The organism is Sphingomonas sp. Leaf10, from assembly GCF_001421245.1.
Taxonomy (GTDB): Bacteria; Pseudomonadota; Alphaproteobacteria; order Sphingomonadales; family Sphingomonadaceae; genus Sphingomonas.
Genome location: NZ_LMKE01000001.1, coordinates 558,168 through 583,078, shown reverse-complemented (window position 1 = coordinate 583,078; position 24,911 = coordinate 558,168). Strand labels below are relative to the sequence as shown.

Genomic DNA, 24,911 nt, shown 5'->3' with positions numbered 1-24,911 from the left:
CAACAACCGAACGCAGGGCTTGCGTTAGGAGGTGACGGATTGCTTCTGGTCGCGATGGTTGCGCCGATTGAGCGGCGATCCACGTATCGAGAGCGCGGAGAAGGTCCGGTTGCAAACGGACCATAACAGGTGTCGCGTTCGTTTGCGGACGACCACGTTTGGGTTTTCCAATATCGTCTATTGCCCTGTTCATGGAATAACGATATTGGAAAAGGCGAGCCGGGACAAGGAGGCAACCTTGAACCGGCTCTAACCGCAACCGATCCGATGGAGATCGATCATGGCTGATCGCGCCTTTAGCGCCGACGCCCCCCGTGCGTCACTTGAAAACGATCTTTCCGCCAAGAGTACCCGACGCGACGTTCTGGGAAAGATGGCGCTCGTTCCCGTGCTCGCACTTACCCCAACACCTTGGACAACGCCGTTCGATCCGGCGGCATGGCTCGAACGCTGGTATCGGCTCGGCAACATGGTTGGTCCGAGTGACAAGGGTGAGCCGATGTTGTGGACCAACATGGATGGCGACGAGGCGGCATCCGACGCCCTCCGTCTGGAACTGGAATATCTCGGCAATCGAGTGCGCATGCGTCGGTATCTGCGAACCTTCCTGCCGGCGCGGCCGGGCACGTTCACGTCTTACGCTGGGAGGCGCTCATGAACGCTCCCGTCGCTCGCCGGGCGCTCTTGGGTGCCATCGCTGTAGCGCCGATTGCTACCCTCCCCGCCGTAGCCGCAGGCGCTACGCCGGACACGGCGCATTGGGACCGAGTGCTGATGCACTACGAGATCACGAAGCAGAAAGCAGAGCGGTTCTATCGCGCCACACTGGCCCCGTTGGAACGGCACGTGCCGAGTTCAAAGGCGTATGAATATTATCAGGTCGGCACGGACAAGGCTGGCCTGCCAGTCCTGCACCGTTTCACGCGCGCGGAATTGCTAAATACCGAAAGCGTTTACCGGCAAACAAAGGGTTGGAAGCAAGCGCGCGCCGAAATGCAGGCATATGATCAGGCATACGCGGAATTTGACCGGAGGACTGGTTACAGTCGGATCGATCAAGAGAATGATCAGCTTGATATTGCCGCTGACGCTGCGCTGCGAACGCTGTTGGAGACGCCCGCCCCCCACATGGCGGCGCTCTGCCTTAAATTGCGTCTGCTGACCGATGGCCTCGATGAGTTCTTGTACGACACAGGGCCTGTCGTGAAGGCCATCAGGTCAGACGCTGAACGGTTGGGCACATGACGCAGAATGTGTGCCAAACCGAAAATCTCGCGTCCTGTCTTGACATGAAAGAGATGCGGGCGCATCCAGACTGGACGCTGTCCAGAAGGAAACGGGTTATGTGGGAAATTCCGGAAGACGTGCCGCTCTTCAACATGGCTTTGGTCTACAAGGTCTGCGACATGCCGATCCCCACGGTAAAATCGTGGTTCCAACGGAAGCATGTGCATCTATCGGAAGATGATGGGCGTTCGCCGTCACAAGGACTGCCAAACCGGTTGACGCTTCGCAGCGTGCTGGTTTTGGCGGTCACGAGCGAACTGGTGCGGCTCGGAACGCTACCGGCCGACGCGTTCAAGGCCGCTAACTTTTGGATGCGTAGCGGCGTCGTGGAGGGTCAGGTCGGCGCGCTCGCGCGTCGTGAAGCTGGCGGCTTATTCCCGTCGCCGTATTTGACGTACCTGACGATGGGTACCGACCCCGCCGATAAGGGGGAGTGGCCTTGCCGAATCTTCGCGGTCAATCCGCAGGGCAAGTTTGCTCACTCCGAATTGTACAACGCACTGTTCCACCGTGGCCGGGTTAGCGCGAAAATCGTTCTGCTGAACATGATCGACGCTCGTGTTCGTCACATGTGCCATCTCGCGGTTTTGGGTGACAGGGCGCCGCCGGAACCAGATTGGGAAGTTGTCGCCGCTCAAATGCTTCGTGACTTGCCGCCGGAGAGTATTGACGAGGGGGCAGCATAATGGCGAACCTCACGACATACGCTTACCCTCCGCGTTTTTTCTGTGTCGAAGAGGCTGCCCGCTACTTGGGCGTATCACCGAACACGTTCCGATCGCTCGGCATCGTACCAGTTAATATCGGCCGACGCGTTCTGTTCGATCGCACTTCGCTGGATCTGTACGCCGACCAGTTGGCAGGTAAGCCGGTCGACAAGATCGATCGGGACCGTGCCGCAAGCGAGGTCGAAGCTACGTTCATGAAGAGGTTCAAGCGTGGCTAGGAACCTCCCGAAGCATGTCGACCTGAAAAAGGGGAAGTATTACTACTTCCGGCATCCTCTGGTCGGTACCAGCGTCCGGATACCGGGCGCGCCCGGCGATGCCCAGTGGCACGCAAAGTACGCCGAATTGCTCGCCAAGGTTCAGGATGGAGTGAAGCTCGCGCCGGCGCGTTCGACCTTTGCTTGGCTGGTTCAGCAGTACCGAAAAAGTCCCGAATTCGCGATGTTGAAGGGTTCGACCCGCGACAGCTACGAACTGTCGCTTTCGATCATCGAGCGCGATCTTGGCGATCAGCCCTATGAATTGACCACTCGCAAAATGCTGAAGCTGGTTCGGGACAGCTACGCCTCCACGCCGCGCAAGGCCGATAAACTTAAATCAATGATGAGCCGATTGTACACGTGGGCCGACGAGGAAGAGCATGTCGCTGCCGGGTTTAATCCTGCGGAAGGCCTAAAAAAGCTCCAGCGTAAGCCGACGCCGTACATCCCTTGGTCCGATGAAGAAATTGAACTGTTTCTCGCACTCGGACCAACGCACGTCGTCACTCCGGTGATGATCGCTTTGTACACCGGTCAGCGCGCATCGGACGTCGTGGTTGCCACCTGGACCCAGTTCCGGGGGGCAACGATACGGGTTAGACAGCAGAAGACCGGCGAATGGCTCGATATCCCGTGTCATCCCAAATTGCAGGCGTACCTTTCGTCGATCCGGGCTTCGGACCGGAAGGGCGTCGTGATTGCGACGAGTATCGAGCATCGGGCCTATAAGCCGGGAAGTCTGGCGCAGGCACTGGCAAGGGCGGTGAAGCTTGTACCGGACATGCCGCACCGCACGATGCATGGCCTTCGCTACGCGGCGGCGGCTCGGCTTGAGGAGGCCGGATGCACCGTTTCCGAGATCGCCGCGATCCTCGGTCACCAAACGTATCAGATGGCGATGAAGTACATTGCGCAGCGGAAAGCCGCGCAGCGCGCCATCCAGAAATTGGAAGCGAACGGTCAGTGATTGCGAACTCGCCTAAGAAAATTGCGAACTCGAACCACTCGCGGGTTGACGGGGCATCAAAACAACAGCATTTGCGCGCCTCCCACCGTATCGAGGCGCGATGGCGGAGTGGTGACGCAGAGGACTGCAAATCCTTGCACCCGGGTTCGATTCCCGGTCGCGCCTCCAAGGGTCGGCAAGCGCCGCCCGAATCGGTTGCCCCTGAAATTTCCGCATGATCCGCCACCCGGTAGAGGGTTGACCCGCCGTGCTGCGTAGCATTCCCATGTAACCATGGGATGGATGCCATGACCGACGAACTCGAGCGATCGCTGCGCCGCCTCTCGCACGTCGCCGACGACCCCCGCATGGATGCGCTGGCACCGGCGGTCTTCGCGCGCGTGCGTGCCGATGGCGCGGCGCGTGCCGCCGGGGTTCGGCTGGCGGCGCTTGCTGCGGTCGGTGCGTTGACGATGGGATGGATCGCCGCCGACCCCGCCCCGCGCCCGCAGCCGGCGGCGACCTTTGCCGACGAATTGGCGCTGGCACCGTCGACCCTGTTGGCCGGGCGATGAGCCGGACGCGCTGGACCATTCTGGTTGCCATCGTCGCCTTCGTCGCGGCGCTGGCCGGTGTGCTGGCCGGTCGCACGATCGGTGGCAGCCACGGCACCGGGCATGGCGGCGAACTGCACGCGCTGCTGCACGATCACGTACAACTCACCGACGAACAGACGCGGGCGCTCGATGCGCTGGAGGAGCGCTATGCGACGCGGCGGGCGGCGTTGCAGGCGCAGATGCGGGCCGACAATGCCCGGCTGGCACAGGCAATCGCGGCCGAACAGGATGACGGCCCGCGTGTCGCCGCCGCCGTCGATGCGTCGCACCGGACGATGGGCACGTTGCAAAAGGCTACGCTGGCGCATGTCTTCGCGATGCGGCGGCTGCTTCGGCCCGAACAGACCCCGGCCTTCGACCGGGCGGTGACACGCGCGCTCACCCATCCCGCCCAGTGACCCCTGCCGATGTCGGACCCGATGACGGCGCACTGGCGGCACGGGCGCTCGCCGGCAGCGAGGCCGCCTTCGCCACGCTGATGCAGCGGCATCGCAGCCGGGTCTATCGCCTGATCCTCAACAGCGTAGCCGACCCGGATGAGGCGCTGGATCTGGTGCAGGAGACATTCCTGTCGGCCTATCGTGCGCTTGGCCGCTATGACGCGGCGCGGCCGATGTCGGCATGGCTGGCGACGATCGCGCTCAACAAATGTCGCGACCTCGCGCGACGGCGGGCGTTGCGGCGCTTCTTCTTCGGTGCGCGGACGATCTACGACCTCGCCGACACGCTGGCCGCCGTCGACCCCGATCAGGTGCAGGCGGCCGAACAGCGGCAGGAAACCGCCCGGCTGCGCGCCGCGCTCGCGCGACTGCCGGCAACCCTGCGCGAACCGCTGCTGCTCTGCACCGTCGAGGGGATGCGCCAGTCCGATGCCGCCGCGCTGCTGGGCATCTCGACCAAGGCGGTCGAGACCCGTATCCGTCGCGCCCGCGCCCGACTGACCGACATGCTGAACGGTTGAGGGGAAGCGTCCCGCGCTGCGTATAGCCGGACGAATGACAAGGATGTTTGCATGACGACGATCGATCGCCGCCGGTTGCTGCAACGCGCGGCGCTGGGGGGCGTGGCGCTCGGTGCCTGGACGCCGCTTGGTGCACGACAGGCAGCGGACGGGCCGGTCGTGTCGGGCGACCAGATCGAGCTGCGCATCGGCCGGATCAACCGCATGGTCGATGGTCGCCCGTCGCGCGGCATCGGCATCAACGGCATGTCCCCCGCCCCGCTGATCCGGTTGCGCGAGGGACAGCGCGCGCGCATCCGCGTCGTCAACGATCTCGACGTCGAAACCTCGCTGCACTGGCACGGGCTGCTGGTGCCGTTCCAATATGACGGCGTTCCCGGCGTCTCCTTTCCCGGCATTCCGGCGGGGCAGAGCTTTCTCTACGACTTTCCGGTGCGGCAGAACGGTACCTATTGGTATCACAGCCATTCGGGCGGGCAGGAGCAGGAGGGGCTGTACGGCCCGATCGTCATCGATCCCGCCACCCCCGATCCGGTCTCGTTCGACCGCGAACACGTCATCGTCCTGTCCGATCACAGCCGCTCCAGCCCCGCGACGATCTTCCGCCGGATGAAGCTTCAACCCGGCTATTATAATTTCCAGCGGCAGACGCTGGTCGGCCTGTTGTCTGGCCGCGACCAGAAGGCGAAGGACCGCGCCGAATGGGGCAGGATGCGGATGGACCCCGCCGATATCGCCGACGCGACGGGGGCTGTCTACACCTACCTTATCAACGGTCATGGCCCCGTCGACAACTGGACCGGCGCGTTCACGCCGGGCGAGCGGGTGCGGCTGCGCATCGTCAACGCATCGGCGATGACCACCTTGAACATCCGCATCCCCGGCCTGCCGCTGACAATCGTCCAGGCCGACGGGCTGAACGTGCAGCCGGTGACGGTCGACGAATTCCAGATCGGCGTCGCCGAAACCTATGACGCGATCGTCACCCCCGGCGATGCGGCCTATACGTTGGTCGGCGAGAGTGTCGACCGGTCTGGCATGGCGCGCGCGACGCTCACCCCCCGCCCCGGCATGATCGCGCCGGTCCCGCCGCTGCGCCCACGGCCGCTGGCAACAATGACCGACATGGGCATGGGCGGCATGGGGCGTGAAGGCAAACCGGGCCGCCCCGATCCGACCGCCGAACAAAATGCCTCGCGCCGCCTCGCCGCGCCAGCCGCCACAGCTGCAAACCCCGCCCCCGATCATGCCGCAATGGACCACACCGCGATGGGCCATGGCGAAACGATGGCCGGCATGGGCGAGATGGACCACGGCATGCGCGATTTCGCCAACGCGCCCGGCGTCGCCAAGACCCCCGGCGTCCAGACCATCTCTTCCATGGCGATCGACCGTACAGACTATCCGGGGCAAGGGCTGGAGGATGTCGGTCACCGCGTGCTGAATTACCGCCAGCTCCGCTCGCTCGACCGCAATCCGGACGTGCGCGCACCCGGTCGTCAGATCGACATCCACCTGACCGGCAACATGGAACGCTTCATGTGGGGCTTCGACGGGAAGCGGATGGTCGACACCCACGAACCTTTCGCGTTCGCCGAGGGGGAACGCGTCCGCATCAACCTGATCAACGACACGATGATGGCGCATCCGATCCACCTGCACGGCCATTTCTTCGAACTGGTCACGGGCCATGGCGATCATTCCCCGCGCAAGCACACGGTGCTGGTCCAGCCGGGCGGGATCGTCAGCCTCGACCTGACCGCCGATGCGGTCGGCGACTGGGCATTTCACTGTCACATGCTTTACCACATGCTGGCCGGGATGATGCGGGTCGTCACCGTCCGTCCGCAGGGGAGCGCGGTATGATCCGCGTCCTCGTTCCGCTGCTCGGCCTGATCTTCGCTGGGCCAGCGATCGCGCAGGACCATAGCCAGATGGACCATGCGCAAATGGGACACGCACCCCCGGTGGAAGCGGCGCCGGTGGCTGGCCCCGCCGATCCGTCCGGCACCGACCAGTCCCCCGGCAACGCCCCGCCCCCGCCGGTCCCGATGCCGCATTATGCGGACCGCGTCTGGGGCGGCGACGTCATGGCCCGCTCGCGCGACGCGATGATGGCGGAGGAAGGCGGCGGACAGCGCTTCGCCCAACTCCTGCTCGACCGGGTCGAATGGAAGGACGGCGGCTATGCGTGGGAGGGCGAAGGCTGGTATGGCGGCGACATTCACCGCCTGGTCGTCAAGAGCGAAGGCGAAGGCGGCTCCCGCCTCGACGCTGCCGAAGTGCAGGCGCTCTACTCGCGCGCGATCGACCCCTATTTCAACCTGCAGGCCGGCGTTCGGCAGGATATCCGCCCGACCCCGGCGCGCACCTATGTCACGGTCGGCATCGAAGGGTTGGCCCCCTATTGGTTCGAACTGAACGCCGCCGCCTTCGTGTCGACCCGGGGCGAACTGCTCGGCCGGGTCGAGGGGTACTACGACCAGCGCATCACCCAGCGCCTGATCCTGCAACCGCGCGCCGAGTTGAACCTGTCGGCGCAGGATATACGCGCAACCGGCACCGGGTCGGGGCTGATCAACGCCGAACTGGGCCTGCGCCTGCGCTACGAGATCGCCCGCGAATTCGCGCCCTATGTCGGCATCAACTGGGAACGCCGCTTCGGCGACACACGACGCTTCGGCCGGGCAGCGGGCGAGCACAGTGGCGGCATCGGTTTGGTCGCCGGCATCCGCGCATGGTTCTAAACCGGCGCACATGCCGCTAAGGCCGCCCCCTCAACAGGGGAAAAGTCGATGCCGGTTTCCGATGCGGCGGGGTCGCCCGCCTATGTCCTGACGCTGTCCTGCGCCGATCGCGTGGGGCTGGTCGCGGCGGTCAGCGGCCATCTGGCACGGATCGACGGCTTCATTCTCGACAGCCAGCAATATGCCGATCTGGAGGCGGGCCGCTTCTTCATGCGCGTTGAATTCGCCGGCGCCGGCCCCGCCTTCCCGATCGACCTCGACGCGCTGGTCGATGGTTTTGCCCCGATCGGCAACGACTTCGCCCTCGACTGGTCGATCGTGCCGCGCACCGAGCGGATGCGGGTGCTGATCGCGGTGTCGAAGGGCAGCCACTGCCTCAACGACCTGCTGCACCGGTGGAAGACCGGCGACCTGCCTGTCGAGATCGTCGGCGTCGTCTCCAACCACGAATCGCTGCGGGCGCTGACCGAATGGCATGGCGTGCCGTTCCACTATCTGCCGATCGTCGACGGGGACCGGCTGGGACAGGAAGCGGCGATGCTCCGCGTCTTCGAACAGTCCGATGCCGAACTGCTGGTGCTCGCCCGCTATATGCAGGTGCTCGGCAACGATCTGTCGCAGCGGCTGGCGGGGCGCTGCATCAACATCCACCACAGCTTCCTGCCCAGTTTTAAGGGCGCCCGCCCCTATGCCCGCGCGCACGATCGCGGCGTCAAGCTGATCGGCGCGACCGCCCATTATGTCACCGGCGATCTCGACGAAGGGCCGATCATCGAACAAGCGGTCGAGCGCGTCGATCACCGCGACACCGAAGCGGACCTGATCCGCATCGGCCGGGATGTCGAGGCCCAGGTGCTGGCCCGCGCCGTCCGCTGGGCAGCGGAACGGCGCGTGTTCCTGAACGGGCACCGGACGGTGGTGTTTCGCTGACCTACTCCCTTCCCTGACAGGGAAGGGTGGGGTTGGGTTGGCCCGCGATGGAGCGTAACGCCCGCCACGACCCGACCCACCCCAACCCCTCCCTGTCAGGGAGGGGCTAGAAATCACTCTCCGTCGGGCTTGGCCATGTTCGTATGCATCTTCGCCAGCACGCTGTCGGGGGTTATATGGCTGATCGCCGCCTGGATCTTGTTCTTCGCGCCCGACACGACATGTGCGGAGCCAGCCATCACCGCGTCCCAACCATTGCGCGCGGTCTTCGCCGGATCCTCCTTCGAATCATCCTGCCCGACCGGCGTATCCATCATACCGGCTCGTTCGAAGAAGGGCGTATTGGTCGGCCCCGGCATCAGCACGGTAATCGTCACTCCGCTGTCCTTCAACTCCTCGCGCAGCGCATAGGCGAAGCTGTCGAGATACGCCTTGGTTGCGTTATACACCGCCTGATAGCTGCCGGGGATCAGCCCGGCGATCGATCCGGTGATCAGGATGCGCCCTTCCCCCCGCGCCGCCATGTCGCGGGCGACCTTCTGGAGCAGATAGGTCGTGCCGGTAACGTTGGTGTCGATCACCTTGCGCCACGCCAACACGTCCTGCTCGATAAACGCATGGCCAAGCCCGCGCCCGGCATTGGCGATCAGCAGGTCGATGGGCCGTCCGCCGACCTCCGCCAGCAACTGGTCATTTCCGTCGAAGGTCGACAGGTCCGCCTCGACCGCGCATACCGCACCCGCGCCGAAATCCCTGGCCGCGATGGTGATCTGCGGTTCGTCCGCAACGACGATCAAGTCATAGCCCTCTGCCCCCGCGATCTTCGCCAGTTCGTACCCGATGCCGGTGGACGCCCCGGTAATCACTGCCAGCTTGTTCGCCATCACGCTTCTCCCGCCGCATCGGCTTTCGCCCAGTCGGGCTTCAGCACGACCTTGGTGCAGACATTCTGTTCGTCGTGGAATTTCTTGTAGCCCTTCGGCGCATCCTCCAGCGCCATCCGGTCGGAAATCATGAAGGTCGTGTCGATCTTGTCCTCCATGATCGCGCTGAGCAGTCCAGGCAGGTAGCGCTGGACATGCGTCTGCCCGGTCTTGAGCGTCAGCCCCTTCTCCATCAGCGCGCCGAAGGGGAATTTGTCGATCAACCCGCCATAGACACCCGGCACCGACACTCGGCCCCCTTTTCGACACGCCACGATGGCCTGCCGCAGCGCGTGCGGCCGATCGGTGCCGAGGAAGGTCGACGCCTTGATCTGGTCGACGATATTGTCGACGAACAGGCCGTGGCTTTCGAGGCCGACGCTGTCGATCACCGCATCGGGGCCGATCCCGCCGGTCATCGTCATCAACGCATCATAGATATCGGTTTCCTCGAAATTGAGGACCTCCGCGCCCAATCCCTTCGCCAGTTGCAGCCGGTGAGGGAAATGATCGATCGCGATCACCCTGTGCGCCCCCATCAACAGTGCCGACTGGATCGCGAACAATCCGACCGGGCCACAACCCCAGACGGCGACGATATCGCCATTCTCGATATCGGCATTCTCCGCCGCCATCCAACCGGTCGGCAGAATGTCCGACAGGAACAGCACCTTGTCGTCGTCGATCCCGTCCGGGATCACGATCGGTCCGACATCGCTGAACGGCACGCGGACATATTCGGCCTGCCCGCCCGGATAGCCACCGGTCATATGGCTGTACCCGAACAGCGCCGACCCGACCTGTCCCCATAGTTCTTGGGCAATGTCCTGATTGTCGGCCGGATTGCCATTGTCGCAGCCCGAATATTGCTGCTTCGAACAATGGTAGCAACTGCCGCAGGCGATGACGAAGGGTACGACGACGCGCTGCCCCTTCTTCAACGTCGATTTCGGCCCGGTCTCGACCACCTCGCCCATGAATTCATGGCCGAGGATATCGCCCGCCTTCATCGTCGGGATATAGCCGTCATACAGATGCAGGTCGGACCCGCAGATCGCGGTCGACGTGATCTTGATGATCGCATCGCGGGGGTTGATGATCTCGGGATCGGGAACGGTATCGACACGGACGTCGTGCTTGCCGTGCCAGGTAAGTGCGCGCATCGCCGGCTCCTTCTTATGATTTGGGTTCGCGGTTGGGCGGCGTGGTCGTCGCGATCTCGCCGGTTTCCATCAGTTGCTTGAAGCGCCGCAGGTCGCGGCGCGCCTGGATCGCCGGTTCCTGCTGCGTGACCTTCGCCACCAGCTTGCCGACGATGCCGGCGGGCGGGTCATAGGCGATCATCGCCGTCACCACCGTGCCGCGTCCCGGCGCCGCTTCATGGAACGATACCCAGCCGCTGTTCGGAACGTCACTATTCTCCGCGCGCCAGCTGATGCGTTCGCCATCCATGTTTTCGGTGACGATGGCGTCCCATTCGTAAATGCCGTTCGGTCCACTGACCTTCCAATGCGACCGCTCGGAATCGCGAACCTCGATCGCCTCGACATTCAGCATGAATGTCGCGAGGTTCCCGAAGTCACGCCAATAGGCATAGAGTTCATGCCGCGGCCGGTTGATCGTCACCGCAACGCCCGATACCGATGATTCGCCATGGGCGGCGGCCTCACCGCGTTCGCTACTGTCCTTGGACGTGAAGGCCGGAGCGTCGTCACGCTCGATATCGCCGGGTAGTTCGCTTTGGGCCATGGCCGTGCTCTCCCGTCTGCCGAACCACTTGGCTCGGTCGATTGATCCATGTTAACATATTGATCGAATTATGCTTTTCGATCACGGAATTCCTAACCGCTGTCGCAGCGGCCTGTTCCGGGGCGTGTGCCACTTTCCCGGTCAACGGTACGGATTTGCAGACGGAGCGCACCGCGCTATGCGCTCGGCCATGCACGGTGCCCCGCTCACGCTTCACAATTCGCTGACCCGCAGCCTTCAGCGCTTCGAACCGCTCGACCCGGCAAAGGGGGTGCGCGTCTATTCGTGCGGGCCGACCGTCTACAATTATGCGCATATTGGCAATCTGCGCGCGTACGTCTTCACCGACACGCTGAGCCGGGTGTTGCGGTGGAAGGGCTATCCGCTCACCCATGTCATCAACATCACCGATGTCGGCCACCTGACGTCGGACGCCGATGCCGGCGACGACAAGATGGAGGCGGCGGCAAAGGCGCGCGCCCAGTCGATCTGGGACATCGCCGCCCACTATACGGCGGCGTTCAAGGGCAATCTGCGCGACCTGAATATCGACGACCCGACGCGCTGGTCGGTCGCGACCGATCACATCGCCGAGATGATCGCCTTTGCTGAACGGATCGCACCCGAACATTGCTACGAACTCGACAGCGGCCTCTATTTCGACAGCAGCAGCGTGCCGAACTATGGTGCACTGGCGGGCGGGCAGGATGATGCTGGCGAAGGGCGCATCGATCCGGTCGCGGGCAAGCGCCATCCGCAGGACTTTGCCATCTGGCGCAAGACTCTGCCGGGTGAGACGCGCCAAATGGAATGGGACTCGCCCTGGGGGAAGGGTGCGCCGGGCTGGCATCTCGAATGCTCGGTGATGAGCATCAAGTACCTTGGCAGCCCGTTCGACATCCACACCGGTGGTATCGACCATCGCGAGATCCACCACCCGAACGAGATCGCCCAGAATCAGGCATTTTGCGGTTGCGCCGACAGCGGTGCCGCCTTCTGGATGCACAACAACTTCCTCGTCGAACGCTCGGGCAAGATGTCGAAGTCGAAGGGCGTGTTCACCACGCTTCAGACGCTGATCGACGGCGGGGTGCATCCGCTCGCCTATCGCCTGATGTGCCTGTCGGCGCAGTATCGCTCCGAACTGGAATTCTCGGCCGACAATCTGATCGCGGCGCTGACCCGATTGAAGCGGCTGGCGATGACCGTCGTCGCGCTCCGCACCCGCGCGTCGGGCGAAGGCGATGCGGGTAAGGCGGCAGCCTATCGCGAACGCCTCGACGCGGCGGTGTCCGACGACCTCAACACCCCGCGCGCGCTGCCGGTGCTCGACGAACTGCTCGCGGACAAGAAACTGACACCTGCCGACCGCCTTGCCGCGCTCGCCGATTTCGACGCGGTGCTGGGCCTCGGCCTTGCCACCATCGAACGCGCCGACCTGCGCGTTCGCCCCGCCGATGCGACGATCGACGCGGACACGATCGAAGCCCGCCTGTCCGACCGCCGCGAAGCCCGCGCCGCGAAAGACTTCGCCAAGAGCGACGTAATCCGCGACGAACTGACCGCTGCGGGCGTGGAAGTGATGGACGGCGATCCCCTCGCTTGGGACTGGCGCCCGACGCTTGGATAGGTAACGCTAACCCCTTGCTCCCGGCCCTGCTTCGCCTTCATATCCTCCGCGCGAATCATCGGGGGACGATATGCGGGGACAGATACTGGGTGTCGATCGGGACGGACGCGAGGGGCGGATCGCCGGCGACGATGGCCAGCGTTACTGGTTCCAGCCCGACGACTGGAGCGACCGCATCGGCCCGTCGGTCGGTGCACAGGTCGATTTCGAGGTGTCGAACGGTCGCGCGTTGCGCATCTATCACGTTCCCGGCACCGTCGCCCCCCGTCCTGCGGCCAACGACCGCCGCCCGCGCGGTCGCAAGGACAAGATCGCTGCCGTCCTGTTCGCCTTCTTCCTCGGCACGCTCGGCATTCACCGCTTCTATCTCGGCAAGACCGGATCGGGCATCGTCATGCTGTTGCTGACCTGCACCGTCGTCGGCCTGCTGGTTACCGGCATTTGGGCGCTGATCGATGCGATCCGCTACCTCGTCATGGACAATGACGAATTCCACCACCGCTACGGCTGATCGAAGCAGTCGATCGGACCGGCCAACCTTTCCTTCATTGCGCGAACAGCCGGTTTCGCGCATGGGAATTACCCGAACCGAGTTGATGGATACTGCACATGGCCGCAAATTGGGCCCCCGATAGCTGGACCACCGCCGAAGCGCGCCAGCTCCCCACCTATCCCGACCGCGCCGCACTCGACGCGACGACGGCACAGCTTGCCAGCTATCCGCCGCTCGTCTTCGCCGGCGAAGCGCGCAGCCTGACCGCCGAACTCGCCGAAGTGGCCGAGGGTCGCGCGTTCCTGCTCCAGGGCGGCGATTGCGCGGAGAGCTTTGCCGAGTTCCATCCCAACTATATCCGCGACACCTTCCGCGTCATCCTGCAGATGGCGGTCGTGCTGACCTTCGCGTCGAAGCTGCCGACCGTGAAGGTCGGTCGCATGGCCGGACAGTTCGCCAAGCCGCGCTCGGCCGATACCGAAGTCGTGGATGGCGTTGAGCTGCCCAGCTATCGCGGCGACAATATCAACGACATCGCCTTCACCTCCGAAGGCCGCGTCCCCGATCCGCAGCGGATGATCCGCGCCTATTCGCAGGCGGCGGCGACGCTCAATTTGCTGCGCGCCTTCGCAACCGGCGGCTATGCGAACCTGCATCAGGTTCATCGCTGGACCCACGACTTCATGGGTCGCAGCCCATGGGCCAAGAAGTATGCCGACGTCGCCGATCGCATCGGCGAGGCTCTGGACTTCATGGCCGCCTGCGGCATCGATGCCGACAGCGTGCCGCAGCTCAAGGCGACCAGCTTCTACACCAGCCACGAAGCGCTGCTGCTCCCCTATGAACAGGCGCTCACCCGGCAGGATTCGCTGACCGGCGACTGGTACGACACCTCGGCGCACTTCCTGTGGATCGGCGACCGCACCCGGTTCGACGGATCGGCGCATGTCGAATTCCTGCGCGGCATCGGCAACCCGATCGGCATCAAGTGCGGCCCGACGCTGGAGCCGGACGCGCTGCTGCGGATGCTCGACACGCTCAACCCGAACCGTATCGCGGGGCGGATGACCCTCATCACCCGCTACGGCCACGACAAGATCGAGGCGGGCCTGCCCAAACTGATCCGCGCCGTCCAGCGCGAAGGGCATCCGGTGGTGTGGTCGTGCGATCCGATGCATGGAAACACGATCAAGGCGACGACCGGCTACAAGACGCGCCCGTTCGACCGCATCCTCGCCGAAGTGCGCGGCTTCTTCGCCGTCCACCGGGCAGAGGGAAGCCATGCCGGCGGCATCCATGCCGAAATGACCGGGCAGAACGTCACCGAATGCACCGGCGGCGCGATCGCGGTCACCGAACAGAGCCTTGCCGACCGCTACCACACGCATTGCGACCCCCGCCTCAACGCCGGGCAGAGCCTCGAACTGGCGTTCCTGCTGGCCGAGATGCTGAACGAGGAACTGTCCGAACGCCGCCGCGTCGCGGCCTGACGAATAGTAAGCCCCTCCCTGACAGGGAGGGGTTTGGGGTGGGTAGGCCCGCGAGGGAATGTCGCGCGCGCCACGCACCCACCCACCCCAACCCTACCCTTCACCAGGGAGGGGCTTGCCGCAACCGTGGCCCCGAAACTAACCAGACACTCCGCCGCCAATCATTCGTCGATCCGGCCTAGCCTCTTGCCCTCACACGCAATACAGCACACCGACATCGGGCACGCGCGCCGCCATGGCGCGCACGTCAGACGACTGGCCCGGGTCGTTCCGCCAAGCGCGGGGCGGGGCCGAACGCGTTAAGGGAACCGGTAGATGACCGACGAGACACAGATGGTTGAGGCGCTGGACGCACGGGCGCGTCGGCGCGAAGAACGCCGCGACTTCTTCCGCGCCTTTGGTGCGGCGGCGGCGATCGGTGGCGGTCTCGCGCTCACCTCGTGCGGCGACAGCGATTCCTCGCCGGCCCCGACGCCGACCGGTACCGCCACAGCGACGCCCACCCCCACGCCGACCCCGTCATCGTCGCCGGGCACCTCCGACATCGACGTGCTGAACTTCGCGCTGAACCTCGAATATCTCGAAGCGCAATTCTATGCCTTCGCCGCCAACGGTACCGGCCTCGCCGCCAATCTGCTGACCGGCCCGACCGGTACCACGCCGGGCGCAGTAACCGGCGGACGCAAGGCGACGCTGAACGATCCGGTCGTTGCCAACTTCGCCCGCGAAATTGCGCAGGACGAGGTCGCGCACGTCGAATTCATCCGCAACGCGCTCGGCAGTTCGGCCATCGCCATGCCCGCGCTCGACCTCAGCGCCACCGCGACCAGCGCCTTTTCGAACGCCGCCCGCGCCGCCGGCCTGATCGGTGCCAACGACACCTTCGATCCCTATGCCAGCGACGATAATTTCCTGCTCGCCGCCTATATCTTCGAGGATGTCGGCGTCACCGCCTATCGCGGCGCGCTGCCCGGCATCGCCAACACGTTGATCCGACAGGCGGCGGCCGGCATCCTCGCCGCCGAAGCCTATCACGCCTCGATGATCCGGTCGGCACTCTATGTGCGTGGCTTGTCGACCCCGTCGCTGATCGATGCGACCGAATCGATCTCGACCGCGCGCGACAGCCTCGACGGCGGCACCGATATCGATCAGGGCGTCCGCCCGATCGGCGATCAGTCGAACATCACCCCGTTCGACCCCAATACCGGCCTCCCCTATGGCCGCACCACCGGACAGGTTCTCAATATCGCCTATCTGAACCGCGATGCCGTCGCCACGGGCGGGTTCTTCCCCGCCGGCGTCAACGGCAACATCAAGACCAGCGCGGCGAACTGAGCCTTTCGGGAGCGAGACACATGACCAACGAATCGATGCTGCCCGTGCTGGACAAGAATGACAGCCGCCGCGACTTCCTACGCGCTGCCGGCGGCGTGTCCGCCGCGGTCGCCGGCGCCGGACTGCTCGCCGCCTGCGGTGGCAATAACGGCAACCCTGCCCCCACGCCGACCCCCACGCCGACCCCCACGCCGACCGCGTCGGGCACGCCGACCCCGGTGCCCAGCCCGGCGACGGATGCGGACATTTTGAATTTCACGCTGAACTTCGCCTATCTCCAAGCGCAATATTACAGCTACGCCACGACCGGTGCCGGCCTCGACGCCGGCCTGCTCGGCGGTGCCGGCACGCCGGGTGCCGCGACCGGCGCACGGCAGATTGCCTTCAGCGACGCGACGATCGGCCGCTATGCCCGCGAACTCGCCGCCGATACCCGCGCGAATGTCGCCTATCTGCGCGGCGTGATTGGTTCGACCGTGATCGCGCAGCCCGCGATCGACCTCGGGGTCACCGCGACCAGCGCCTTTTCGAACCTTGCCCGCACGGCGGCACTCATCACCACCGTAGCGGCGACGTTCGACGTGTATGAGAGCGACGACCGGTTCCTGCTCGGCGCCTTCGTGTTCGAGGATGTGGTGGTGACCGCCTATCGCGGGATCATCGGCTCGCTCGCGGGGGCCGCGTTCCTCAACGCGGCGGCGGGTATGCAGGGTGCCAAGGCGTACCACGCCGGCCTGATCCGGTCGGCGCTCTATCGGCGCGGCATCGCCACCCCGGCGCTGATCGACGCGACCGAGGCGCTGTCGACCGCGCGCGACAATTTCGACGGCGCGGCCGATATCGATCAGGGCGCGCGGCCCGCCAACAACGCGTCGAACATCGTACCGACCGACGGCAGCGGCATCACCTATGCCCGCGCGCCGGCACAGGTTCTGAACGTTGCGTACCAGACACGGACCTCGGTCGCGCTCGGCGGGTTCTTCCCCGCGGGCGTCAACGGGTTCCTGAAAACCAGCGCCGCCATTTGAACGATTTCCGGGGACAGCGACCGACCATGGCTCCACCACCGTCTGCCGCCGATATCACCCCGGAACGTCGTCCCAGCCTGCCGGGATCGTTCCGCACCGTGCCCGTTCCCGCCGGTGCGGGGCAATTCTGGCGAAAGCTGGGGGCGTTTGCCGGTCCCGGCTATCTGGTCGCGGTCGGCTATATGGACCCGGGCAACTGGGCGACCGACATCGCCGGCGGATCGGCATTCGGCTACACGCTGCTGTCGGTCGTCCTGTTGTCGAACTTCATGGCGATGGTGTTGCAATCGCTGTCGGCGAAGCTCGGCATCGTCACCGGCCTCGATCTGGCGCAGGCGTGCCGCGAATATTATCCGTCGCCCGTCCGCTGGGTGCTGTGGGGCCTGTGCGAACTGGCGATCATCGCCTGCGATCTGGCGGAGGTCATCGGCACCGCCATCGCGCTGCAATTGCTCTTCGGCATCCCGCTGGTCTGGGGCGTGTGCATTACGGCGGTCGACGTGATGCTGATCCTGCTGCTCCAGCAATATGGCTTCCGCAAGCTGGAAGCGTTCATCGTCGCGCTGCTGATCATCATCGCCGGCTGCTTCGCCGTCGAACTGTTCCTTGCGCAACCTTCGCTCGCCGCCATCGCCGATGGGCTGATCCCGCGCACCGAAATCGTGACCAATCCGGCGATGCTCTATATCGCGATCGGCATCCTCGGCGCGACGGTCATGCCGCACAATCTGTATCTCCACAGCTCGATCGTGCAGACCCGCAGCTTCGACCGGTCGGTCGAGGGTCGGCGAGAGGCGGTCAAGCTTGCCACCATCGACAGTTCGGTCGCGCTGATGCTGGCGCTGTTCATTAACGGATCGATCCTGATCCTCGCCGCCGCGACCTTCCATACCGCCGGGCGCACCGACGTGGCGGAGATACAGGATGCCTATCAGCTGCTGACGCCGATGCTGGGCGCCGGGGCCGCCAGCATCCTGTTCGCGGTCGCCCTGCTCGCGTCGGGTCAGAATTCGACGATCACCGGCACGCTGGCCGGACAGATCGTTATGGAGGGGTTCCTCAACATCCGTCTGCCGGCATGGCTGCGGCGGATCGTCACCCGCCTGATCGCGATCGTGCCCGCCGTGGTCGTCGCCAGCCTGTATGGCGAGAGCGGCACCGCGCAACTGCTGATCGCCAGTCAGGTGGTGTTGAGCCTGCAACTGCCCTTCGCCGTCTATCCGCTGGTCCGCTTCACCGGCGACCGGGACAAGATGGGAGACTTCGCCAACCGCCCGATCCTCGCCATCGCCGCATGGACGATCTGTGCGGCGGTGATCGTGCTGAATTCGGTGTTGCTGTATCAGGTCGTGACCGGATGATCCGCGCCTACGCCTGATCGCCCTGCGCCCGCACGAACTTGCCCGACACCCGCCCGCGTACCGCACAGGCATCGCCGCCGTCGAAGCACAACAGCAGCAGCGCATCGTCACCGACCCGGTACCAATGCTCGTCACCCTTCACCGTACCCAGCCCCAGGTCGGTCAGCTTGGTCAGCCGATACGCCGGGCTGACACACGCCGCCGGCACCCGCGCGACCGGCTTCGTGCCGGCATAGGCGCACCCTGTCGGCGCCTCGAATGCGGCGGCCACGACCGGCTGGCTGGGATAGCGGTGCATGTTGAGCACCCCTTTCGCCGCCACCCCGAACGCCAGCAGCAGCAACAGCGCCGCCGCGCCGATCTCGAACAGCACCAGGCTGCGCCTGCGCGTGACTTCGACCATCGATCAATCCCCTCTCTGTACCGGCAAAGCGTAGGACGGGAGGGTTAAGAAGGCGTTGGCCATATCCACCAGCCAAACTTTCCTACCGTATCGGTAGATGCGACATCGGGGTTGTTCTTTGACAGGGCCAATCCTTTTCCGACCGACGCTCCGTTCCGTGGCAACTTCGAAGCGGACGCTCTTTCCCAACATATTCTAATCAAATGGTTTGTTGCATCTCAAAGCCCCGCCACAACACCAACTTCGTGTCACCTTCGTCAACTTCCGCCACTGGACAGCCATTACGGTTGCGCTATGAAACTCACATGGCGCTTCCCCCCTTGTTCGACACGCTCGCCCTCCCCGTGATCGGCTCGCCGCTCTTCATCATTTCCGGCCCCGACCTCGTCATCGCCCAGTGCAAGGCCGGGATCGTCGGTTCGTTCCCGGCGCTCAATGCCCGGCCGCAGGCGCAGCTCGACGAATGGTTGCACCGCATTACCGAGGAACTGGCGGCGCATGATCGCGCCCATCCCGACCGCCCCGCCGCCCCCTTCGCGGTGAACCAGATCGTCCACCGCTCGAACGACCGGCTGGAGGCGGACCTGACCACCTGCGCCAAATGGAAGGTGCCGATCGTCATCACCTCGCTCGGCGCGCGCGAGGATTTGAACACCGCCGTCCATGGCTGGGGCGGCATCACCCTGCACGACGTTATCGACGACCGCTTCGCGCACAAGGCGGTCGAAAAAGGCGCAGACGGCCTGATCCTCGTCTGCACCGGCGCGGGCGGTCATGCCGGTCGGCTGAACCCCTTCGCCTTCACCCAGGAGGTCCGTCAGTGGTTCGACGGTCCACTGACGTTATCCGGCGCCATCGCCAATGGCGGTGCGGTGCTGGCGGCGCAGGCGGCGGGCGCCGATCTCGCCTATGTCGGCTCGCCCTTCATCGCCACCACCGAAGCGAATGCCGTCCCCGCGTACAAACAGGCGGTGGTCGACGGCCGGGCTGACGATATCGTCTACAGCAACCTGTTCACCGGCGTACACGGCAACTACCTGCGCAGCTCGATCGTCGCCGCTGGCCTCGACCCCGACGCGCTGCCGCAGAGCGACAGCTCGGCGATGAATTTCAGCTCCGGTGCAAAGGCTTGGAAGGATATCTGGGGCGCCGGCCAGGGGATCGGTGCGGTCGATGCGGTCGTCCCCGCCGCCGATCGCATCGCACGCATGGCCGCCGAATATCAGGCCGCCCGCACCCGCCTGCTATAGTCGCGTCGCCAGCCGCTCGAACATCGCTCGCGCGGGACTGGCGGCGGGCGGGGCACTGCGCGACCGCTCCATCCGCTCGGCGCGGCGGTACAGGTCGATGCTGGCGCGGATCAGCGTCTGCGTACCCGCCGGCATCGTCGCCAGCGCGTCGTCCTCGGTCTCCGGCCCGGCGGGTAGCACGCGCAACGGATCGTCGGCCAGTTCGGCCGACATCTCGCCCGCGTCGATCGCCTTCTGCGTCAGCAACCATGCGATGACGTGCATCAACCGGGTGGTGATCTTCAGCGACTCGCATGACAGCACGACCCGCGCCATCGGGTGGAGCATCGCCCGTTCGGCCAGCCCGCCCTGATCGAAATAGGCGCGCGCCTCGTCAGCCAGCACCATCGCTTCGACATACATCGAATCGATTAGTCGGCGATGCACCATCGCGCCGTTTGCCGGTACGTCCATCACCGCAGAATGCCACGCTCCCGCGACTCGCGAAAGGGGGCGCCCGATCGCCATGCTGTGCCGACCGTCCCCGAACGCGACGGTCAGGCGATGATATCGGGGATCAACTGGTCCTCGATCGCCGCCACCTCGTCGCGCAGGCGCAGTTTGCGACGTTTCAGCCGGGCCAGTTGCAATTGGTCGAAGTGACTCGCCGATCCCAGCGCCGCGATCGCGTCGTCGAGGTCGCGGTGCTCGACCCGTAACATGCCGAGCCGCTGTTCAAGGTCCGATTCGTCCATCGCCGGACACTGTCACCCGCCGTTCGGGCGCTGGCAACGGTCCGTCAGCGATTTTCGCACGTCGTGTCGAAAATCCTACCTGGCATGGCGACATTCGCCCGATCGTGTGTTTTACTCATCCCCCCAACAGCACAGCAGGAGGATGCAACGATGCAGTCTGCCCACCTCACCGCACTCGAAACGAAGCATGCGACGCTCGACCGCCAGATCGCGGCCGAAACCCAGCGGCCCTCGCCCGACCAGTCGTTGTTGTCGTCGCTCAAGAAACGCAAGCTGCTGGTGAAGCAGGAGATCACTTCGCTGTGACGCACCGCGCGGGGTCGGCCACCGGCCCCGCGCTTCGCATCCGCGCTATTCCTCGCGCGAGACTTTTTCGTGCCGTTCGTGGCGGCTCTGCGCTTCGACGGTCATCGTTGCGATCGGACGTGCCTCCAGCCGACCGAGCGCGATCGGTTCGCCGGTCACTTCGCAATAGCCATATTCGCCATCGTCGATTCGGCGCAGCGCCGCCTCGATCTTGGAAATCAGCTTGCGCTGCCGGTCGCGGGTGCGCAGTTCGATGGACCAGTCGGTTTCGCTCGATGCGCGATCGGTCAGGTCCGCCTCGCGCAGCGATTCATTCTGAAGATGCGCCAGCGTGTCCTGCGATTCGCGGAGGATCGCATCCTTCCATGCCAGCAACTTGGCCCGGAAATAGGCCTGTTGCCGCGGGTTCATGAACGGCTCGTCCGCATGGGGGCGATACCCGTCGTCGTTCGCCGGCGGCGGTATGTCGAGAGGTTGTGTCGTGTCGCTCAAAACCGTGGCCATCCCCAATCTCCGCCCCGGAGCTTCCCCTGACCAAATCGGCAGGGTGCCCCCTCTCATTGTCCGCGCGCCTATATCGGGCGGAGGGCGGCACCACAAGCGTTCAGGACCAACCGACGAAATGCCGATTGTTCACAGGGTTAACCGGATAGGTTCCCTTATCCTCCCACGTCCCTTTACGGTACGTTAACCAGCGTCGACCGCTGGCAAGTCTTGCGGTTACGAAATAAAGGGGGGAATTGAACCTGGTACGGGTTGAGTTTTACGCTTTGTTTTGCCTTGGTGGGGCAAGTCGATCCAATGCATCGCGGCGACGCGGTGGTTGATGATTCTAACGGAAGAATGGTGCGGCATGTCGGTGAAGATGGCCCTGGCGAAACTGTGTGCATGTGCCTGCGGTGGCGCGGTCATCGGCGGCGGCGCGGTCCATGTCGCCGAATCGGCCCAGAACCGGGAAATCACGAAACGGGCGATCACCAAGCGCGCCATCACCAAACGCGCCGCCCCCCGCCCCGCCCCGCGCCGGGTCGTCACCCGCGTCGTCACGCGGACCAGGACGGTCTGCCCGCCGACGGTGGTGACCGTTGCCAGCCAGGCTGCTCCCGTTCCGCTGCCCCCGGCCTTCATTGGCGTGGAAATGCCGCCGATGATGGGCGGCGGTGGCTTTGGCGGCGGGCCGGTGCTGGTTGGCGGGACCGGTGGAGGCGGCATCGGCGGCGGCTTCTTTGCCGGAGGCTTCTTCGGCGGCGGTGGCTCGGGCGGCGGGTCGAGCGGTATCGTCGTGTCATCGACCTCGAGCACCAGCGGCGGGTCGACCTCTACCTCGTCGGGCGGCTCGGGCGGATCGTCTTCGTCGACCTCGTCCGGCGCGACTTCATCCTCGAACTCGTCCGGCGGATCGTCGACCAGCACGGGCGGCGTGTCGAGCACCAGCAGCACCTCGTCCGCCTCCGGCGGCAGCAGCGGCAATGTGTCGTCCTCATCGAGCGGCAACGTGTCGTCGTCGTCGAGCGGGAACGTGTCGTCCTCGGCCTCATCCAGCGGCGACGTCTCTTCGTCGACGTCTTCGTCGTCGAGCGGTAATGTCTCGACTAGCACCTCGTCGGCTTCGTCGGGATCGACCAGCACATCGACATCGACCTCGTCCTCCTCGAACGGCTCGTCGAGCAAGGGCTGGAGTTCGAATGGTGGCTGGAGTTCGAACGGCAGTTCGCACGGCAAGCCGCCGCCAGGACCCGATGGTCCAACGCCGGTGCCGGCCCCGCCGATGTTGCTGCTGTTCGGCGGTGCCGCAGCGGCGCTGGTCGTGCGCAAGCGACTTGCCCGCAAGACGACCAACGCCGAATAACGAACCGCGCACGGCGACGCGCGGTCCGAGGCCCGATCAGGCGGCGGAGATCAGCTTTTCGATCTGATCGACCGGGTGGCCGGTCAGATCCTTGTCGAGTTCACCGGTCAACCGGTCGCTGACCGTCTTGTGATAATGTTTGCGCATTTCGCCCAGCGTCTTGGGTGGTGCGACCACGATCAGTGCCTCGAACTCATTGGCGAGCGCACGCTTGCGCAGCAGTTCGGCGGCCTCGGCGGCGAAGCGATCTTCGGCCTGCTGATGATAATCGGTCTCGTCCATGCTGCCACCGCCCTGCGCGAAATTGCCGCCACGGATCGACTGCGCCTGACCGGCGGCATCGGTTTTCTGGTGGCGGTCGGCGGGGTTCGCCTGCATCGCCTGATCCTCGACGATCAGGTTGGGCGTGTTCGCATCGCCCTCGTTGCGAAAGAACAGCATTTTGCGGCCATCGGCGACCAGTACGCAGGCGTCATGGGGTATCCGCATTCCATCTCTCCTCGGGTTTCGCTGGCTGCCCAACGCACCGGCAGCGGCGGCGGTTGCGGCTTGCATGGCTGCGGATCGCTCGCCATAGCCCGGCCATGCACGATATCCGCCTGATCCGCGACGATCCCGCCGCCTTCGATGCCGCCCTTGCCCGCCGGGGCGTCGAACCGCGATCGGCGGCGCTGGCCGATCTCGACGAACGCCGCCGTGCGCTGCTGACCGAGGTGCAGGTCGCACAGGCCCGTCGCAACGAAGCGTCCAAGGCGATCGGCGCGGCCAAGGCCAGCCGCGACGAAGCCACCGCCGCTGCGCTGATGGCCGAAGTCGCCACGCTGAAGGAACGGATGCCAGCGATCGAGGCGGAGGAAGCGACGCTCGGCGAAGAGTTGAACGTCACCCTCTCCGCGATCCCCAATCTGCCCCTCGCCGACGTGCCGCAGGGTGCGGACGAAGACGACAATGTCGTCGAGAAGACCGTCGGAGACCCGACTGCCTTCGCCTTCACGCCGGCCGAACATGATGCGATCGGCCCGGCCATCGGTCTTGATTTCGAAACCGGGGCCAAGCTGTCGGGTGCGCGCTTCACGCTGGTGCGCGGGGCCGCCGCCAAGCTGCACCGCGCGCTCGGCCAGTTCATGCTCGACACGCTGACCGGCATCCATGGCTATGAAGAGGTCGTGCCGCCGGTGTTGGTGCGCAGTGACGCCCTATTCGGCACTGGGCAGTTGCCGAAATTCGCCGAGGACCTGTTCCGCACGACCGACGATCGCTGGTTGATCCCGACCGCCGAGGTTTCGCTGACCAATATCGTCGCCGGACAGATCCTCGCCGAGCGCGAATTGCCGCTGCGCTTCACCGCGCTCACCATGTGCTTCCGGTCGGAAGCAGGTGCCGCCGGGCGCGACACGCGCGGCTTCATCCGCCAGCACCAGTTCGAGAAGGCGGAGATGGTGTCGATCACCACCCCCGACCAGTCCGACGCCGAGCATGAGCGGATGACGCAGGCGGCGGAGGATATTCTCAACCGGCTCGTCCTGCCGTTCCGCCGGATGAAGCTGTGCACCGGCGACATGGGCTTCTCGGCGGCGCGAACCTACGACCTCGAAGTCTGGCTGCCGGGGCAGGGTCGCTACCGTGAGATTTCGAGCTGTTCGACCTGCACCGATTTCCAGGCGCGGCGGATGAACGCCCGCTACCGGCCCGAGGGAGAGAAGGCGACACGGTTCGTCCATACTCTCAATGGATCGGGTCTAGCGGTCGGTCGCACATTGGTCGCGGTGCTGGAGAACTATCAGCAGGCGGATGGCTCGGTCGTCGTGCCCGAAGTGCTACGCCGCTATATCGGACAGGATGTGCTGACCCCGGCGGGTTGAGCGACGAACGGGGGGCGGC

General features: G+C 65.0%; 29 protein-coding genes and 1 tRNA gene. 21 read left to right on the top strand and 9 right to left on the bottom strand.

The window, feature by feature from the left end; all coding sequences use genetic code 11:
- The first annotated feature begins 280 nt into the window (after positions 1–280).
- From ASE59_RS02785 to purU, 12 genes are all read left to right on the top strand, one after another.
- On the top strand, positions 281–658 hold the full coding sequence (locus ASE59_RS02785) for a hypothetical protein (protein ID WP_056451722.1): 378 nt from the start codon (positions 281–283) through the stop codon (positions 656–658).
- Positions 655–1,245: a hypothetical protein gene (locus ASE59_RS02780; RefSeq protein ID WP_056451720.1), complete on the top strand. Its 591-nt coding sequence runs from the start codon at positions 655–657 to the stop codon at positions 1,243–1,245. Before ASE59_RS02785 ends, ASE59_RS02780 begins: the two co-directional genes overlap by 4 nt.
- A complete protein-coding gene (locus ASE59_RS02775) occupies positions 1,242–1,973 on the top strand; it encodes a hypothetical protein (RefSeq protein WP_056451718.1) in 732 nt (243 codons plus the stop codon). Before ASE59_RS02780 ends, ASE59_RS02775 begins: the two co-directional genes overlap by 4 nt.
- Positions 1,973–2,233, top strand: a complete 261-nt coding sequence (locus tag ASE59_RS02770) for a helix-turn-helix domain-containing protein (protein ID WP_156359840.1) — start codon at positions 1,973–1,975, stop codon at positions 2,231–2,233. Before ASE59_RS02775 ends, ASE59_RS02770 begins: the two co-directional genes overlap by 1 nt.
- Positions 2,226–3,242 carry a tyrosine-type recombinase/integrase gene (locus ASE59_RS02765; RefSeq protein WP_056451714.1) on the top strand — a complete coding sequence of 339 codons (1,017 nt, stop codon included), beginning with the start codon at positions 2,226–2,228 and terminating at the stop codon, positions 3,240–3,242. The genes ASE59_RS02770 and ASE59_RS02765 overlap by 8 nt, the downstream gene beginning before the upstream one ends.
- A 94-nt stretch (positions 3,243–3,336) precedes the next feature.
- Positions 3,337–3,410, top strand: a tRNA-Cys gene (locus ASE59_RS02760).
- A 119-nt stretch (positions 3,411–3,529) separates the two neighbouring features.
- Positions 3,530–3,796: a hypothetical protein gene (locus tag ASE59_RS02755; RefSeq protein WP_156359839.1), complete on the top strand. Its 267-nt coding sequence runs from the start codon at positions 3,530–3,532 to the stop codon at positions 3,794–3,796.
- Positions 3,793–4,236, top strand: a complete 444-nt coding sequence (locus tag ASE59_RS02750; protein WP_056451710.1) for a periplasmic heavy metal sensor — start codon at positions 3,793–3,795, stop codon at positions 4,234–4,236. Before ASE59_RS02755 ends, ASE59_RS02750 begins: the two co-directional genes overlap by 4 nt.
- Positions 4,233–4,799, top strand: coding sequence for an RNA polymerase sigma factor (locus ASE59_RS02745; protein WP_056451708.1), 567 nt, complete (start codon positions 4,233–4,235; stop codon positions 4,797–4,799). Before ASE59_RS02750 ends, ASE59_RS02745 begins: the two co-directional genes overlap by 4 nt.
- A gap of 51 nt (positions 4,800–4,850) precedes the next feature.
- Positions 4,851–6,665, top strand: a complete 1,815-nt coding sequence (locus tag ASE59_RS02740; RefSeq protein ID WP_056451706.1) for a copper resistance system multicopper oxidase — start codon at positions 4,851–4,853, stop codon at positions 6,663–6,665.
- A complete protein-coding gene (locus tag ASE59_RS02735) occupies positions 6,662–7,546 on the top strand; it encodes a copper resistance protein B (protein ID WP_056451704.1) in 885 nt (294 codons plus the stop codon). Before ASE59_RS02740 ends, ASE59_RS02735 begins: the two co-directional genes overlap by 4 nt.
- A 48-nt stretch (positions 7,547–7,594) precedes the next feature.
- Entirely contained in the window at positions 7,595–8,476 is an 882-nt protein-coding gene (gene purU / locus ASE59_RS02730) for a formyltetrahydrofolate deformylase (protein WP_056451703.1), read from the top strand.
- A 113-nt stretch (positions 8,477–8,589) separates the two neighbouring features.
- Here purU and ASE59_RS02725 read toward each other — a convergent pair whose 3' ends face one another.
- The 3 genes from ASE59_RS02725 to ASE59_RS02715 are packed head-to-tail and all read right to left on the bottom strand — an operon-like array spanning position 8,590 to position 11,148.
- Positions 8,590–9,360, bottom strand: coding sequence for an SDR family NAD(P)-dependent oxidoreductase (locus tag ASE59_RS02725; protein ID WP_056451701.1), 771 nt, complete (start codon positions 9,358–9,360; stop codon positions 8,590–8,592).
- Positions 9,360–10,562, bottom strand: coding sequence for a zinc-dependent alcohol dehydrogenase (locus ASE59_RS02720; protein ID WP_056451699.1), 1,203 nt, complete (start codon positions 10,560–10,562; stop codon positions 9,360–9,362). The genes ASE59_RS02725 and ASE59_RS02720 overlap by 1 nt, the downstream gene beginning before the upstream one ends.
- A gap of 13 nt (positions 10,563–10,575) precedes the next feature.
- Positions 10,576–11,148, bottom strand: coding sequence for an SRPBCC family protein (locus tag ASE59_RS02715; RefSeq protein ID WP_056451697.1), 573 nt, complete (start codon positions 11,146–11,148; stop codon positions 10,576–10,578).
- 190 nt (positions 11,149–11,338) lie between these two features.
- Between ASE59_RS02715 and cysS the strand changes: the two genes are divergently transcribed.
- The 6 genes from cysS to ASE59_RS02685 all read left to right on the top strand — a co-directional run bounded on the left by cysS (position 11,339) and on the right by ASE59_RS02685 (position 18,488).
- The gene (gene cysS, locus ASE59_RS02710; protein WP_056452766.1) at positions 11,339–12,778 is read left to right on the top strand and encodes a cysteine--tRNA ligase; all 1,440 of its coding nucleotides are present in this window, start codon (positions 11,339–11,341) and stop codon (positions 12,776–12,778) included.
- A gap of 70 nt (positions 12,779–12,848) precedes the next feature.
- A complete protein-coding gene (locus ASE59_RS02705) occupies positions 12,849–13,289 on the top strand; it encodes a TM2 domain-containing protein (RefSeq protein WP_056451695.1) in 441 nt (146 codons plus the stop codon).
- 98 nt (positions 13,290–13,387) lie between these two features.
- The gene (locus ASE59_RS02700) at positions 13,388–14,761 is read left to right on the top strand and encodes a class II 3-deoxy-7-phosphoheptulonate synthase (RefSeq protein ID WP_056451693.1); all 1,374 of its coding nucleotides are present in this window, start codon (positions 13,388–13,390) and stop codon (positions 14,759–14,761) included.
- 315 nt (positions 14,762–15,076) lie between these two features.
- Entirely contained in the window at positions 15,077–16,099 is a 1,023-nt protein-coding gene (locus ASE59_RS02695; protein ID WP_056451692.1) for a ferritin-like domain-containing protein, read from the top strand.
- Between the two features lie 20 nt (positions 16,100–16,119).
- Entirely contained in the window at positions 16,120–17,127 is a 1,008-nt protein-coding gene (locus ASE59_RS02690) for a ferritin-like domain-containing protein (protein WP_056451691.1), read from the top strand.
- 26 nt (positions 17,128–17,153) lie between these two features.
- Positions 17,154–18,488, top strand: a complete 1,335-nt coding sequence (locus ASE59_RS02685; RefSeq protein WP_056451689.1) for an Nramp family divalent metal transporter — start codon at positions 17,154–17,156, stop codon at positions 18,486–18,488.
- Between the two features lie 7 nt (positions 18,489–18,495).
- Here the strand turns inward: ASE59_RS02685 and ASE59_RS02680 are convergent, their stop codons facing one another.
- Positions 18,496–18,891 carry a hypothetical protein gene (locus tag ASE59_RS02680; RefSeq protein WP_056451687.1) on the bottom strand — a complete coding sequence of 132 codons (396 nt, stop codon included), beginning with the start codon at positions 18,889–18,891 and terminating at the stop codon, positions 18,496–18,498.
- A gap of 305 nt (positions 18,892–19,196) precedes the next feature.
- On the opposite strand from ASE59_RS02680, the gene ASE59_RS02675 reads away from it, so the two are divergent.
- A complete protein-coding gene (locus ASE59_RS02675) occupies positions 19,197–20,141 on the top strand; it encodes an NAD(P)H-dependent flavin oxidoreductase (protein WP_056451685.1) in 945 nt (314 codons plus the stop codon).
- Here ASE59_RS02675 and ASE59_RS02670 read toward each other — a convergent pair.
- Positions 20,136–20,594, bottom strand: coding sequence for a DUF1465 family protein (locus ASE59_RS02670; protein ID WP_056451683.1), 459 nt, complete (start codon positions 20,592–20,594; stop codon positions 20,136–20,138). The two genes, ASE59_RS02675 and ASE59_RS02670, sit on opposite strands and share 6 nt — an antisense overlap.
- 83 nt (positions 20,595–20,677) lie before the next feature.
- Positions 20,678–20,875 (bottom strand): YdcH family protein, encoded by a 198-nt coding sequence (locus ASE59_RS02665; RefSeq protein ID WP_056451681.1) that lies wholly within the window; start codon positions 20,873–20,875, stop codon positions 20,678–20,680.
- A gap of 150 nt (positions 20,876–21,025) precedes the next feature.
- Here ASE59_RS02665 and ASE59_RS18945 point away from each other — a divergent pair, with 150 nt between their 5' ends.
- Positions 21,026–21,181, top strand: a complete 156-nt coding sequence (locus tag ASE59_RS18945; protein ID WP_082458033.1) for a YdcH family protein — start codon at positions 21,026–21,028, stop codon at positions 21,179–21,181.
- 45 nt (positions 21,182–21,226) lie between these two features.
- On the opposite strand, the gene dksA is transcribed toward ASE59_RS18945, so the two are convergent.
- The 3 genes from dksA to ASE59_RS02650 form a co-directional block, all read right to left on the bottom strand.
- A complete protein-coding gene (gene dksA / locus ASE59_RS02660) occupies positions 21,227–21,685 on the bottom strand; it encodes an RNA polymerase-binding protein DksA (protein WP_056451679.1) in 459 nt (152 codons plus the stop codon).
- 216 nt (positions 21,686–21,901) lie between these two features.
- Positions 21,902–22,852 (bottom strand): hypothetical protein, encoded by a 951-nt coding sequence (locus ASE59_RS20530; RefSeq protein WP_235515616.1) that lies wholly within the window; start codon positions 22,850–22,852, stop codon positions 21,902–21,904.
- A 214-nt stretch (positions 22,853–23,066) separates the two neighbouring features.
- Positions 23,067–23,519 (bottom strand): host attachment family protein, encoded by a 453-nt coding sequence (locus ASE59_RS02650; RefSeq protein ID WP_056451675.1) that lies wholly within the window; start codon positions 23,517–23,519, stop codon positions 23,067–23,069.
- A gap of 95 nt (positions 23,520–23,614) precedes the next feature.
- On the opposite strand from ASE59_RS02650, the gene serS reads away from it, so the two are divergent.
- The gene (serS, locus tag ASE59_RS02645) at positions 23,615–24,892 is read left to right on the top strand and encodes a serine--tRNA ligase (RefSeq protein WP_056451673.1); all 1,278 of its coding nucleotides are present in this window, start codon (positions 23,615–23,617) and stop codon (positions 24,890–24,892) included.
- Positions 24,893–24,911: the final 19 nt, after the last annotated feature.